This window comes from Pseudomonas sp. 7P_10.2_Bac1, assembly GCF_025465935.1.
Taxonomy (GTDB): Bacteria; Pseudomonadota; Gammaproteobacteria; order Pseudomonadales; family Pseudomonadaceae; genus Aquipseudomonas.
Genome location: NZ_JANLNV010000059.1, coordinates 52,032 through 65,167, shown reverse-complemented (window position 1 = coordinate 65,167; position 13,136 = coordinate 52,032). Strand labels below are relative to the sequence as shown.

The following is a 13,136-nucleotide window of genomic DNA, read 5'->3' as shown; positions in this document are numbered from 1 at the left end:
TCCATGAAATTAGCCATTGTGACGGGTTGCCCTAACGGCATGGTCACCAGCGTACTGTGCGCCCGCTTGCTTGATGCCGCTGCACAGCGCCAGGGGTGGAGTACCAGCGTTGAAGTGCATGACCCCAAACACCCGGAACGTCAGTTGTCCAAGGCAACCATCGATGAAGCGGAGTGGGTGCTGGTGGTCAGCAGCACACCGCTAGATCTGCAGCGTTTTATCGGCAAGCGGGTGTTCCAGAGCAGCCCGGCCCAGGCTCTGCAAGACGTCGAAGCGGTATTGCTGCGCGGGGTCAAAGAAGCCGAGGTGTACACCACCCCGGAACTTGCCGTTGCGCCAGCCTCGGCAGCGCATACACCGAAAATCGTTGCGGTGACCGCTTGCCCGACCGGAGTGGCCCACACCTTTATGGCGGCTGAAGCGCTGCAACAGGCGGCCAAGCGTCTGGGCTACGAGCTGCAGGTCGAGACCCAGGGCTCGGTTGGCGCACGCAACCCATTGAGTGCGCAGGCCATCAGCGAGGCGGACGTGGTGTTGCTGGCGGCTGATATTGAAGTCCCGGCCGAGCGTTTTGCAGGCAAGAAAATCTACCGTTGCGGCACCGGCATTGCGCTTAAACAGGCAGAAGCCACGTTGAACAAAGCCCTGGCCGAAGGTCGGCAAGAGAGCGCGGCAACGGGAGCTTCGGCACCGGCCAAGCAAGAAAAAACCGGCGTTTACAAACACCTGCTGACCGGCGTGTCGTTCATGCTGCCGATGGTGGTGGCGGGTGGTTTGCTGATTGCGCTGTCCTTTGTGTTTGGCATTACTGCTTATAAAGAGCCCGGCACCCTGGCTGCGGCGTTGATGCAAATTGGCGGTGATGCGGCGTTCAAATTGATGGTGCCGTTGCTGGCGGGTTATATCGCCTACTCGATTGCCGACCGTCCGGGCCTGGCGCCGGGGATGATTGGCGGTTTGTTGGCGAGCACCTTGGGGGCCGGCTTTATTGGCGGGATCATTGCCGGTTTTATTGCCGGTTACTGCGCCAAGGCGATCAATCGTTATGCGCGCTTGCCGCAAAGCCTGGAAGCGCTGAAGCCGATTTTGATCATCCCGTTGTTTGCCAGCCTGTTCACTGGCCTGGTGATGATCTACGTAGTCGGCAAGCCCGTGGCTGGCATGCTCGAAGGCCTGACGCACTTCCTGGACAGCATGGGCACCACTAACGCGATCCTGCTGGGCGTGTTGCTGGGCGGCATGATGTGTGTCGACTTGGGCGGCCCCATCAACAAGGCAGCGTATGCGTTTTCGGTGGGTTTGCTGGCTTCGCAAAGTTATGCACCGATGGCTGCGACCATGGCGGCGGGCATGGTGCCACCGATTGGCCTGGGCATCGCGACTCTGATTGCACGCCGCAAATTCGCCCAGACCGAGCGTGAAGCGGGTAAGGCAGCGATGGTGCTGGGGCTGTGCTTTATCTCGGAAGGAGCGATCCCGTTTGCGGCCAAAGATCCGCTGCGGGTGATCCCTGCAAGCGTCGTGGGCGGCGCGTTGACAGGTGCGTTGTCGATGTATTTCGGTTGCAAACTGATGGCGCCGCACGGCGGATTGTTTGTGTTGTTGATCCCGAATGCGATCAACCATGCGTTGCTGTACTTGCTGGCGATCGTGGCCGGTAGTGTGGTGACAGCCGTGGTATATGCCTTGATCAAACGCCCGGAGCCGGTGGACATGGCACTGGAAACGGCCAAGGGTTAAGGCGCAGCCTGAGTCATTGCGGCTTGTTGGATTTTGGCGTGACACAAGCCCCTCACCCCAGCCCTCTCCCGGAGGGAGAGGGAGCCGATTGGGGGGGGGCTGTTGATTGGCTGCAGTCTGTTGGGCTTGGCGCAGATGCCAAACACGACTCGGTCAGCCCCCTCTCCCTCCGGGAGAGGGTTGGGGTGAGGGCGCTTTTAACATTCGCCCGGCCACGCGATACACCTCTTCCAATACCTCATTCATTTGCTCAAGCACCTGCCGGTTATCAAACCTCAACACGGTGATCCCCAAACCTTGGAGGTAACCGGTTCTACGCCGGTCATAGGCCAACGACTGCCCATCAAAATGCTGGCCGCCATCGAGTTCAATGGCCAACTTCAACTCAACACAATAGATGTCCAGCACATAGGGCGGGCAGGGATGCTGGCGGCGGAACTTCAGATTCAGCAATTGTCTGGCGCGTATTTTTTGCCAAAGGTGTAACTCGCAGTCGGTTTGCTCGACGCGTAAACGCCGGGCGAAATGGCGTTGCTCAAGGGTGGGGCGGGGCGGACGTGGCAGCATTTTCACTTCCCTGTGAAAGTTGATGTGCCACGTTCAGAGTAGTTTTTTAATACCTCTCTGCAGCCCTCTAAGTGCGGATATAACAACGCTGACTGTAAGAAAGATCTTTAATTACCTTCGATTACATCATCAGTTGCCTATTAAAGACCGCCGGGTGTCGACCCTGTTTTAAATAGCCGCTGGTTTGGTAGACACCCTCCTGCCTGTACGGTGCTCAATACACATCCCGGCGATAACGTCCTTGCTCAATCAGCCGTTGCACCGCTTCGGCCCCCAGCAGGTCAACCAGCGCTTCATCCACACCAGACGCCATGCCGTTCAAGCTGCCGCAGATGTAGATCGCCGCACCGTCGACCAGCCAGCGGCGCAGTTCTTCAGCGGACTCGCGTAACCGGTCCTGTACATAAATCTTCTGTGGCTGATCCCGGGAAAACGCCAGGTCGAGTCGCGTCAACGCACCACTGGCCAGCCAGCCTTGCAGCTCTTCGCGGCAATAAAAGTCGTGGGCCGCATTGCGTTCGCCAAACACTAACCAGTTGGGTTGTTGACCCTGCTGGATTCGCGCCTTGAGCAAACTGCGCAGCCCGGCAAGCCCGGTGCCGTTGCCCAGCAAGATCAGCGGGCAAGGTTCGGCTGGCAGATGGAAGCCACTGTTGCGCCGTATACGCAGGCTGATCGCCGCACCCAGGGGAGCGTGTTCGGTCAGCCAACCAGAGCCCAGGCCCAGGCTGCCATCGGGATGGCGTTCCTGACGCACAATCAATTGCAACACGCCGTCCTGCGGGATCGAGGCGATGGAGTATTCGCGCATGTTCAGCGGGATCAAGGCGTCGACCAGCGCCTGGGCATGCAGGCCCACCAGGTGCCCTCGGTTCTCTGGTAGCTGGCGGCTGGCCAGTGCTTGGGCGAGGGTTTCTTGCAGACCATCGAGCTGAACCAGGGTGTCTGCTGACAGGCCCAGCCCGTCCAGCACATGGTCGATTGCCCATGCCGATTGCCTTGGCATCACTTCAACCAGGTCACCTGCCTGCCAGGTGTAGTCGGTGTCGGGCGCGCTGAGCCCCAGCAGGTAAACCCCGGAGCCGCTGCTGCCAGGGTTAAGCAGTTGTCGATGCGCGAGGGTCCAGTTGTTGTAGCTCGGCGCTTGCCAGTTGGCGCCGGGTACAGCGCCTGTCAGTTGGCTGAGTTGTACTTGCCAGTGGTGCAGAGCTTCGGGGTCACCGCTGTCGACGTGTACCGGGCTGAATAATGACTGCGCGCCACGCTCGGCCAGCCATTGCTGGATACGGATCGCGAAGCCGCAAAAGTGCGGGTACTGGCGATCACCCAAGGCCAGCACCGAATACTTGAGGGCGTTGAGCCTCAGCGGGTGGCCGAGGATTTTGCGCTCGAAGCCGCGCGCGCTGTCCGGTGCTTCGCCATCGCCAAAGGTGCTGACCACGAACAAGGCGTTGCTGGCCTGCTGCAAGTCTTCTTCGCTGACGGCGGCCAATGGCTGGACGCGCACCGGCAAGCCCGCCGCTTGCAATTGCCCGGCAGTCTGCCAGGCCAGTTGTTCGGCAAAGCCGCTCTGGCTGGCAAAGCCGATCAGCCAGGAAGACGCATCGCGACTGACGTCGCTAAAACCCTGACGCGCCTGTTTGATCTGACGTTTTTTACGCCGACGGTCCAGGTACAGCAACCAGCCGGTAATAAAGAACAGCGGCATGGTCAAGGATGCAACGGTGACCAGGACACGCCCGGTAATACCCCAGTAACTACCGGTGTGCAGGGCGTAGATGCTGGTCAGCAATTGCGCCTTGTAGCTTTTTTCGTCATAGCGATCGACGCGCTTTACCACACCGGTGGCCGGATCGAGGGTGATCTGGTTAAGCGCGCGTTCGTGGGGCGAGGTTTTCAACAGGTAATAGACTGTCGCAGGCATTCCAGCGGCGGGCGGCATACGGATGTTGAACTGGCTCAGGTCGGGCCCGGCAGCTTTCTGGATGCTGGCCCACATGGCCTCATAATCAGCGACCAGAGTGCCGCCGCCACCCCCTGGCGGCCCGCCGCGTCCGCCTTTGCGTTGCTCGGCGTTCGGGGTGTCGGAGAAGAGTTTTTGCAGGCCCTTGTTGTACCACTCGTAAGACCACGATAAGCCGGTCAGGGCCGCCAACAGGTAAAACACCAGGCACCAGGTTCCGGCGACGGCGTGCAGGTCCCAGTTGAAGCTGCGGCCTTTTTTCGCCCAGTCCAGGGTCAGCCAGGCGCGCCAGTTCAACGCCTTGCGCGGCCAGCGCAGGTACAGGCCCGAGAGGCAGAAGAACAACAACATCAAGGTGCAGGCCCCGGTGATCTGGCGGCCGGTGTCTCCGATCGCCAGAAAACGGTGCAGTTGCAGCATCAGGTTGAAAAAGTCCAGGCCCGTGACGTCACCCTGATAGCTGCCGGTGTAAGGGTCGACATAACGCAGTTGGCCACGGCGTTCGCCCGGTGGCGGGGTGAAAAATATCCGTGAGGCGCTGTCTGTATCGAGACCGCCCCAGATCATGGCCACTTGCTTGCCTTCGGTGGCTTCGACGATACGCACCAGTTCGGCAGGCGCCAGCACGCCGCTGTCCAGTTTCTGGACTTTGAGTACGGTTGGATTGAGCCAGTCCAGTATCTCGTCCTGAAACGACACGGTCGCGCCTGTGATGCCCATCAGGGCCAGGATGAGCCCTGCGGTTATTCCAAAAAACCAGTGCAACTGGAACAGGGTTTTCTTAAACACGACGACCGCCTTGTTCGCTCATAAAATGCGTCACGGCGCATTATGCCGTGCCCGAGTTGTTTACACGCAAATGCCCCGACCATGACTGGACGAGGCACTGGCTCACTGCGCGGGAAACCCCGCAGCGGGTGTTGCGCTTAGAAGTGGAAGCTGGTGGTCAACAAGGCTGTACGGCCGGCCGCCTGATTGGCGAAGTGTGCCGCGTAAGCTTTGTCGTAGTACGTTTTGTCGGTCAGGTTCTGCAGGTTCAATTGCAGGTCGATGTTCTTGGTCAGCTTGTAACTGGCCATTGCGTCGTAACGAGTGTAGGACGGCACGTAAACCGTGTTGGCTGTATCGCCATACACCGCGTCCACATAGAACGCGCCGCCACCGATGGTCAGCTTGGGCATGACTTCATAGGTGGTCCACAGGCTGAAGCTGTTTTTCGGCGTGTTCGGCATTTCGTTGCCTTTGTCCGACACAGCGGCTGTGTTCACACTGCCGTTACGGTTGGCTTTCAGGCCCGGATCCACCAGCTCGCTTTTCAGGTAGCTGTAGCCTGCAAACACTTGCCACTTGTCAGTGATCTTGCCGCTGGCCGACAGTTCGATGCCGTCAACGCGGGATTTACCGGCGTTTTCATAGGTGTACGAGTCGACCAGAACACGGGTGTTCTTTTTCTCGGTACGGAACACGGCAGCTGTCAGGGACAGGCGGTCCTGGAACACATCCCACTTGGTGCCCAGTTCGTAGTTGACGGTCTCTTCTGGTTTCAAGTCGCTGGTGATGATGCTGCCCGGTGCTATCAGGCCGTTGCCTTCTACGCCTTCACCCACGAGGCCGCCTGGAGGCGCGGCCGACGTGGCGTAGGACAGGTAAACGCTGCCGTTATCCTGCGGCTTCCACACCAGGCCAGCCTGCCAGTTGAAGAAGTTGCTGTCGTTTTTGGCTTTGGTACGGCCCGAGGCGGCGTTAGTGTTGGCAGTGGTATCGAACTGGTCGTAACGCAGGCCGGCGTTGAGCAGCCATTGCGGGGTGAGCTCAAGGGTGTCAAACACGTAGGCGGCTTTGGTCACGCCAACGGTGTTGGTGCCGTAGTAGTTGCGCGCCTCGGTGCCGGTCCATTCGTCATTCGGGTTCGGATTGGACAGCGAGGTGCATTGGCCACCGCTGTTGCCGACTTTATCCGGTGTGCAATTAGGGTTGCTGTTCGGGGTCACGGTGTAGCCACTGGCGCGGGTTTCTTCGCGGGTGAACTCAAGCCCGGTGGAGTAGGTGTTCTTGAAGCCCGCCAGGTTGAAGGTACCGTACAGGTCGGTCTGGTTGGTGGTGGTCTGGGTGGTCGACACACGGGTGTTGGCGCGACGCCAGACGGTGCCGTACTGGTTAACGTTGTGCTGGCTGTCGTCCGGCTGGGTCAGGATATAGTCCTGCCCGGTATTGCCGTGACGGAAGGTGTTCTTCACGGTCATCGAATCGTTGAAGTCGTGTTCGAACGTGATGGTGCTGATGTCTACGCGGGTCTTGCGGAAGTCGCGGTCTTTGAGCCCGTAGAAGTTGTTGCTGTGGCCGCCATCGTCCGGCTTGTCGTGCACGTGGGCCGCAGTTTTGGACGCGCTGCCGTAGCCATACGGTATGCCCGAATCTGGCAGGTCGTCGCTTTTCAGGTGGTAGTAGCTGAGGTTCAGGCGGGTGTCTGTGCCCAGGCCGAAGGTCAGCGAGGGGGCAATGCCCCAGCGGTCGTAGTTGACCGAATCACGACCCGCGACGTTTTGCTCGTGGCTCATCAAGTTCAGACGGAACGCGGCGGTGTCGAGGAACTGACGGTTAATGTCGACGGTGTAGCGGCGGGTCTGATCCGAGCCGTAGGTGAAGCCGCCGTTGAGAAAATCGCCCAGTTTTGGGGTCTTGCTCACCAGGTTCAAGCTACCGCCCGCCGAGCCACGGCCACCGAATGACGAGTTGGGGCCTTTGCTGACTTCGATGGATTCGATGTCGAAGATTTCGCGGGTTTGCCCGCCAGCGTCACGTACGCCATCCAGGTAGGTATCGCCTTGGGCGTCGAAGCCGCGAATAAATGGACGGTCGCCTTGTGGGTTGCCCCCTTCGCCTGCGCCGAAGGTCACACCGGGTACGGTGCGCAGAGCGTCTTGCAGCGAAGTGGCAGCGGTGTCTTGCAGCACTTGCTGAGGGATGACGGTCACCGAGCGTGGTGTGTCGACCAGGGGCGCGGTGTATTTCTGGGAACTGGCTTTTTCTGTCTGATACGACTGCTGTGCCTGCTCGCCGGTCACGGTGGTTGCGCCCAGGGAAATGCTGTTGCCCTGAGTCTTTTTATCTGTGTTTTCGGCGGCCTGAGCCATCTGGTTGGCAGAGGTGGCAGTGAGCGCTACACCGATAGCCGAGGCCAGTAAACGCGGTGAATTGGCAGGTATTTTTATACGTTGGCGCGACATGTGAAGATCCCTCCCCCCGGAATTTGAGGGCGGAATATAGTGCAAACAATTCCTCCTAACAATTGAGAGGAATTACTATTCGCGCTAAATTTACATTCTTTACATTTAGCCGTTACAGCTTTTGCAAGACTGCTTTTGACCCTACTTTTTAACAAAGTTTTACATAGTCAATAAGAATCAATACCATTGGCATCCTTCTCACGTTCAGGTATCGCCCCATGCTGCTGCATATTCCCGGCTTGTTCTCCCGTGAAGAAGTCCAGCGCATTCGCGAGGCGTTGATGGCGACAGAGTGGGCCGACGGTAAAATCACCGCCGGGTATCAATCGGCCAAAGCCAAGCACAATCTGCAATTGCCCGAAGGTCACCCGCTGGCCAAGGAAATCGGTGCGGCGATGATTGAACGCTTGTGGCAAAACCCGTTATTCATGTCGGCGGCTTTGCCGCACAAAGTGTTCCCGCCGCTGATCAACTGCTACACCGGCGGTGGAAGTTTCGACTTTCATATCGACAATGCGGTGCGTCAGCCCAAGGGCAGCCCGGAGCGGGTGCGAACGGATTTGTCGGCCACACTGTTTTTCAGTGATCCAGAGGACTACGACGGCGGTGAGCTGGTGATCCAGGACACCTATGGCGTGCAGCAGGTCAAGTTCCCGGCGGGCGACATGGTGCTGTACCCCGGCACCAGCTTGCACAAGGTCAACGCGGTGACCCGTGGCGCCCGCTTTGCGTCGTTTTTCTGGACCCAAAGCCTGGTCCGTGAAGACAGCCAGCGCACCTTATTGTTTGAGATGGACAACGCCATTCAGCAATTGACCCGCGATGTGCCCGATCACCCGTCACTGATTCAACTCACCGGCACCTACCACAACCTGTTGCGCCGTTGGGTTGAGGTGTAAGTCATGAGCTTTCAATTACGCCGTGAAGAAGTGCTCAGCGGCGAGCAACTGCAAAGCATGCTCGCCGAGAACCCGGCCCGGGCCGCACAGGCCATTTTGATGGCCGCCAAGCAAGGCATCCTTGAAGGGCAAGCGCTGCTGGGCCAGATCCTGCTGGAAGGGCAAGGCATTGAGCGCGATGTGCCGTTGGCCTTTCGCTGGTTTGGTATTGCCGCCAACGGCGGGCACTTGATGGCGCGCAATATGCTGGGTCGCTGCCTTGAGCATGGCTGGGGGTGCGCCGTGGATGAACGCGCGGCCGCCAGCCATTACCGCATGGCCGCTCAGGGCGGGCTCGATTGGGGCTTGTATAACTATGCCAACTTGCTGGCGACCGGACGCGGTGTGGCGCAAGACCAGTACGCGGCGTTTGCCTTGTACCGCGAGGCTGCGCATAGGGGGCACGCCAAGTCGATGAACTTGTTGGGTCGCTACCTTGAAGACGGTCGCTATTGCCCGGCCGCCCCGCTGGCCGCACACCAATGGTATGAGCGCTCCGCCCATGCCGGAGATTTTCGCGGGCAATTCAGCCACGCTGCCGTGCTGGCCGAGCGCGGTGATATCGAGGGCGCACTGGTTTGGCTCGAGCGTGCCCAGGCCATCGGCAACCTGAAATTCCTGCGGGTCAGCCACGCCGCGTTGCTTGAAGCCAAAGAGCCGGCCATCCGGGCCATGAGTGAGGTGTATCAAGCGCGGATCAATACCTTGCAGCGCACGGTGTGACACCGTTCAGCGCTACCGTCAGGCCATAAAAAAACCTCCCCGGACGCCAATCCGGGGAGGTTTTTTTTACAAGGTTTACAGGTAGAACGACTTCAGCGGCGGGAAACCATTGAATTCAATGGCGCTGTAGCTGGTGGTGTAGGCACCGGTCGACAACCAGTACAGGCGATCACCGATGGCCAGGTTCAGGGGCAGGCCGTACTTGTAGTTTTCGTACATGATGTCGGCGCTGTCGCAGGTTGGGCCCGCGATGACCACTTCTTCCATTTCGCCTTTCTTTTCGGTCCAGATCGGGAACTTGATGGCTTCGTCCGTGGTTTCGATCAGGCCAGAGAACTTGCCGACATCGGTGTATACCCAGCGCTCAACAGCGGTGCGCGATTTGCGGGCGACCAATACCACTTCACTGACCAGAATCCCGGCGTTGGCGATCAGCGAACGGCCCGGCTCCAGAATGATCTCCGGCAGGTCATCACCGAAGTCTTCTTTCAGGAAGCGAATGATTTCTTCGGCGTAGGTTTCCAGGCTGTTGGTACGGGTGATGTAGTTGGCCGGGAAGCCGCCACCCATGTTGATCAGCTTGAGGTGGATGCCGTCTTCTTCTTTCAGGCGCTCGAAGATCACTTTGACCTTGGCAATGGCCGCGTCCCAGACGCTGATGTCGCGTTGCTGCGAACCCACGTGGAACGAAATGCCGTAAGGCACCAGGCCCAGGTCGCGGGCCAGGATCAGCAGGTCCATGGCCATGTCGGTCTGGCAGCCGAACTTGCGCGACAGCGGCCAGTCAGCCGTGCTCGAACCTTCGGTGAGGATGCGCACATAGACCTTGGAGCCCGGCGCGGCCTTGGCGATGTTGCGCAGGTCGGCTTCGGAGTCACTGGCGAACAGACGCACGCCTTTCTCGTAGAAGTAACGAATGTCTTTGGATTTTTTGATGGTGTTGCCGAAGCTGACGCGATCCGCGGAAACGCCCTGGCCCAGAACCTTGTCCAGCTCGTAGATCGATGCGATGTCGAAGTTCGACCCTTTGTCGCGCAGCAGGTCGATGATTTCAACGGCCGGGTTGGCCTTGACCGCGTAGTACACCTTGGCAAATTCGAAGCCTGCACGCAGGTCGTCGTACGCCTGGCCGATCATGGCGGTGTCGATAACAACAAATGGGGTTTCCTGGGTGTCAGCGAAGGCCTTCATTTTTTGAAAGGTTTCGCGCGCGAAGTATTCTTCGACCTGAATCGACATGAGTAGGGACTCCTAGTGGCAAACGTCATAAATAAATGGGTGCAAATGAACATCCTCCGTATCCCCACTTTGGTTCGCCTACTTCCCAAGGCATGTCCGCCGAAAGCTTGCTCTCTCGTCGTCAGTACTTGAGCCGGATGGATCGTTTCCAGCATGGATGTTCGGCGCGAACTGTAGGACGTGAAAGCGCTGAGATCAACTAAAAATGTCGCATTTTTATAAGCCTTCGTCGGGGCGAAAAAGTGAGCTATTCAAGTAACCGACCTTGATGACAGTGTGATGTTCCCATCGTGGCTTTTCAGACGTGCCAAATAGACTAAGCCCGCCATTTGGCGGGCTTAGGTAGTTGCACGTTGAAGCTTGGCTTACCTCGGGGAAGGAATCTGGCCGGGCCTCAAAATGCAGTACTCAGGGTTAACGACACGCTGCGCGGATCACCATAGATGGCGCCCGCATAGAAGCCGTAACGGGTGTAGTAGGTTTTGTCGAACAGGTTGTTGGCATTCAGGGTAACGGCCGTGTCCTCGGTGAGGTCGTATTTGGCCATTGCGCTCCAGATGGCATAGCCCGCCCAGGTGACATCGGTGGGGCCGCGGCTCACGCCGTTGGAGGGAATACCCGCCGGGGTGGAGGTGGCGCGAATGCTGGTTTGCGCGGTGACGCCGGTACCCACGGTCAGGCGATCAAGAGCACCTGACAGACGGTAGGTGGTCGAGGCCTTGAATAGGTGCGACGGATCACTTTGGCCGTCGGCGTTGAGTCGGCGGAAGTGCAGGTAGGTGTAGCCGCCATAGACATTCCAGTTAGGTGTCAGCGCGCCGGAGACTTCGAGGTCGATACCTTCTGTTTCTACGCCGGTGCCCGTGGTGTACGCCTGGTTACCGGTGGGCGTGGTGTTGGCGCCATCGGTCACTGCCTTGTTTTCCTGACGGGTCAGGAAGTAGGCCGCTTGAGCGTTGACCCTGCCGTCCAACCATTCACCCTTAATCCCGGTTTCATAGCTCTGACCGCGAATCGGCTCCAACTTGTTGCCGCTCGTGCTTTCTTCGCTTTGCGGGCTAAAGATATCGGTGTAGCTGGCGTACAGCGAGTACGTGTCGTTGAGGTCATATACCGCGCCCAGGTAAGGCGTGACGATGCCGTTTTGCTGTTGATTGCTGCGGGCGCCGTTAGTCGACAACGTCGTGCTGCTGTAATCGCTGATGCGCGCGCCCAGGATCACCGACAACGGGTCGGTAATGCTCAGGCGGGTGGCCGCATACATGCCTTGCAGGCGAGTGGTGGTTTTGGTGTGCAGGCCGGTTTTGTACGCATTGATCCGGTAGTCGCTGTCAACTCCGTTGTGCCAGTCGGTAATCGGGAAACCGTTGTTTGCCCGGAACTGGCACCCAAGCGAGCTAGGGCTGATGCGGTCATCGCTGACCATATTGCAACGGTACTGGGGCGACCAGGCGACGGTACGGCTGTCGTTGTAGCCGAACATGGCTTGGTGGGTGCGTCCGAACAAGCTGAAAGGGCCGGTTACGTCGACTTGTGCAGACTGCTGGGTGGTGTCGGTGGAGCTGTGCAAGCCGTTAAGCACGGCACCGCTGCCATCCTGGTTCCAGTAGCCGCCGAATTCGCCCCCGCCTTTAGAGTTGACCTTGGCCAGCCCGCGGTGATTCAGCGCGTCGGTGGTGCTTTGCGCGGCTTTGACGTTGAGTGTCCAGTCGTTGTCAAAGCGATGCTCTAGCGAGCCGAAGGCTGTGCGTGTGGTGTATTCGCCAAAACTCCAGCTGGGCACCACGTTGGTGCTGCGCGGTAGATGTGTTTTGCTGCCATCGCCGTACCAGATCGGGATGTTTGCCCCCCAGCCGCCACCGACGATTTTGTAGTACTCATATTGATAGCCCGCGCCGAGCGTCGTGTCATCCGTCAGGTCAAACTCGAAATTGGCCAGCGCCGCCCGCGAACGGTCGGACTGCTGATCGCGAAAAGAATTGGCATCTTCTTGCGTCATGACCAGACGGGAGCGCAAACGGCCATCTTCAGACAATGGCAGGTTGAGATCGGCGCCCAGACGACGTTGGTCCCAACTGCCATAGGTGGCGTAGGCACTGCCGCCAAACTCGAAGCCCGGGCGTTTGCGGATCAGGTTGACGGTGGCCGATGGATCGCCCGTGCCGCCCAGCAAGCCATTGGCACCGCGAACGATGTCGATACGCTCATACATGTCCATGTTCAGCGAGCTGCCTGCGCCACTGAAGTCCGAGCCGCCCTGAAACTGCAGGCCGTCGGTTTTCCAGTTGGTAATCGGATAGCCGCGTGCCCGGTACTCGGTGCGTCCGCCCACTTCCGACTTGCTCATGGTGATGCCGGGTGCGCTGTCCAGCGCTTGCTCGATGTTGGTGATCTGGCGGTCGGCCATTTGTTCCTGGGTGATGGTGGTGACCGACTGTGGTGTTTGGCGCGGGGTGAGTTTCATGCCCGTCGAACTGGTCGTGCTCTTGACGGTGTAACCCAGTTGGTCGGCGCTTTCATCGGCTGAGGGCTGGGTGCCCTGGACATTCAAGGTGTCCAGTTCAAGCGGTGCGCCTATCGCCTGTTGGCTGGCCATGCCGAACATTGCACTGAGCCCCATGGCTACCATGATTGCTGCAGGGCTGCGGGGTGCTGGATGGCGATAAGGGGGGGTTAAGGTCGAAGTTGGTGCTGATAGATCCGTCATCATGCCCTGCGTTGTCATTGGTAATACTTCGT

Annotated in this window: 8 protein-coding genes; 3 read left to right on the top strand and 5 right to left on the bottom strand. The window is 58.9% G+C overall.

The genetic code is table 11. From position 1 onward, the window contains the following. The first annotated feature begins 3 nt into the window (after positions 1–3). On the top strand, positions 4–1,740 hold the full coding sequence (locus NTD86_RS11485) for a PTS fructose-like transporter subunit IIB (RefSeq protein ID WP_262202339.1): 1,737 nt from the start codon (positions 4–6) through the stop codon (positions 1,738–1,740). 153 nt (positions 1,741–1,893) lie between these two features. On the opposite strand, the gene NTD86_RS11480 is transcribed toward NTD86_RS11485, so the two are convergent. The 3 genes from NTD86_RS11480 to NTD86_RS11470 all read right to left on the bottom strand — a co-directional run bounded on the left by NTD86_RS11480 (position 1,894) and on the right by NTD86_RS11470 (position 7,497). Continuing rightward, positions 1,894–2,307 carry an endonuclease domain-containing protein gene (locus NTD86_RS11480; RefSeq protein ID WP_262202338.1) on the bottom strand — a complete coding sequence of 138 codons (414 nt, stop codon included), beginning with the start codon at positions 2,305–2,307 and terminating at the stop codon, positions 1,894–1,896. Between the two features lie 214 nt (positions 2,308–2,521). Beyond that, on the bottom strand, positions 2,522–5,059 hold the full coding sequence (locus NTD86_RS11475) for a sulfite reductase flavoprotein subunit alpha (RefSeq protein ID WP_262202337.1): 2,538 nt from the start codon (positions 5,057–5,059) through the stop codon (positions 2,522–2,524). A gap of 137 nt (positions 5,060–5,196) precedes the next feature. Then, positions 5,197–7,497 carry a TonB-dependent receptor gene (locus NTD86_RS11470; protein ID WP_262202336.1) on the bottom strand — a complete coding sequence of 767 codons (2,301 nt, stop codon included), beginning with the start codon at positions 7,495–7,497 and terminating at the stop codon, positions 5,197–5,199. Positions 7,498–7,715: 218 nt separating this feature from the next. Here NTD86_RS11470 and NTD86_RS11465 point away from each other — a divergent pair, with 218 nt between their 5' ends. Both NTD86_RS11465 and NTD86_RS11460 read left to right on the top strand, forming a co-directional pair. Then, on the top strand, positions 7,716–8,396 hold the full coding sequence (locus NTD86_RS11465) for a Fe2+-dependent dioxygenase (RefSeq protein WP_123751319.1): 681 nt from the start codon (positions 7,716–7,718) through the stop codon (positions 8,394–8,396). 3 nt (positions 8,397–8,399) lie between these two features. Further along, positions 8,400–9,158: a tetratricopeptide repeat protein gene (locus NTD86_RS11460; protein ID WP_262202335.1), complete on the top strand. Its 759-nt coding sequence runs from the start codon at positions 8,400–8,402 to the stop codon at positions 9,156–9,158. A gap of 75 nt (positions 9,159–9,233) precedes the next feature. On the opposite strand, the gene NTD86_RS11455 is transcribed toward NTD86_RS11460, so the two are convergent. Together NTD86_RS11455 and NTD86_RS11450 are read right to left on the bottom strand one after the other, a co-directional pair. Beyond that, positions 9,234–10,397, bottom strand: coding sequence for a type III PLP-dependent enzyme (locus tag NTD86_RS11455; protein ID WP_262202334.1), 1,164 nt, complete (start codon positions 10,395–10,397; stop codon positions 9,234–9,236). A 394-nt stretch (positions 10,398–10,791) separates the two neighbouring features. Next, positions 10,792–13,026: a TonB-dependent siderophore receptor gene (locus NTD86_RS11450; RefSeq protein ID WP_262202333.1), complete on the bottom strand. Its 2,235-nt coding sequence runs from the start codon at positions 13,024–13,026 to the stop codon at positions 10,792–10,794. Positions 13,027–13,136 lie beyond the last annotated feature (110 nt).

Bases quoted from the DNA above. Each gene is read 5' to 3' on its own strand.
- NTD86_RS11465 (WP_123751319.1), top strand. From the start codon at position 7,716: ATGCTGCTGCATATTCCCGGCTTGTTCTCCCGTGAAGAAGTCCAGCGC.
- NTD86_RS11450 (WP_262202333.1), bottom strand. From the start codon at position 13,026: ATGGTAGCCATGGGGCTCAGTGCAATGTTCGGCATGGCCAGCCAACAG.
- NTD86_RS11460 (WP_262202335.1), top strand. From the start codon at position 8,400: ATGAGCTTTCAATTACGCCGTGAAGAAGTGCTCAGCGGCGAGCAACTG.
- NTD86_RS11470 (WP_262202336.1), bottom strand. From the start codon at position 7,497: ATGTCGCGCCAACGTATAAAAATACCTGCCAATTCACCGCGTTTACTG.
- NTD86_RS11485 (WP_262202339.1), top strand. From the start codon at position 4: ATGAAATTAGCCATTGTGACGGGTTGCCCTAACGGCATGGTCACCAGC.
- NTD86_RS11455 (WP_262202334.1), bottom strand. From the start codon at position 10,397: ATGTCGATTCAGGTCGAAGAATACTTCGCGCGCGAAACCTTTCAAAAA.
- NTD86_RS11480 (WP_262202338.1), bottom strand. From the start codon at position 2,307: ATGCTGCCACGTCCGCCCCGCCCCACCCTTGAGCAACGCCATTTCGCC.